Source organism: Streptomyces sp. MBT65 (genome assembly GCF_016612545.1).
In the GTDB taxonomy this organism is placed as follows: domain Bacteria; phylum Actinomycetota; class Actinomycetes; order Streptomycetales; family Streptomycetaceae; genus Streptomyces.
On sequence record NZ_JAENRY010000780.1, the window covers coordinates 1 to 407 of the forward strand.

Consider the following 407-nt stretch of genomic DNA (forward strand, 5'->3'; position numbering starts at 1 on the left):
GCCGGATGAGGTGGGCGGGGACGGGGGCGGCGTCGCGCAGGGGGCGATAGGTGATGCCGTCGCGGCGGTACGGGGTGACGGTGCCCTGTGGCTCCACCAGCCCACTGTCGGCGCCCTGCTGTGCGCCCTGGCCGCTGGTGTGTTTTCCTCCGCGGTGCCGTTTCTCGCCGGCCTGCTCGCGCTGCGCCGGGTCCCCGCCCGTTTCTTCGGGATCCTCATGAGCGTCAACCCGGTGTTCGCCGCTCTGATCGGCGTGCTCGTCCTGGACCAGCACCTCGGCGCGGCATCGTGGCTGGTCATCACTGTGATGATCACCGCCAACGCTGTGTCCGCGGGCACCGCCGCCAGCCGCTCGAAGACCGACCTCTTTGCGGTTGGCTCCGCCGGCCGCCCGCGCCCGGGTGTGT

The 407-nt window shown here is 72.0% G+C and carries 1 protein-coding gene; it reads left to right on the plus strand.

Features of this window, described 5'->3' with window-relative positions; genetic code table 11:
• Positions 1–139: 139 nt before the first annotated feature.
• On the plus strand, positions 140–407 hold a 268-nt coding region (locus tag JHN63_RS52075; RefSeq protein WP_374223043.1), incomplete at its 3' end, for an EamA family transporter.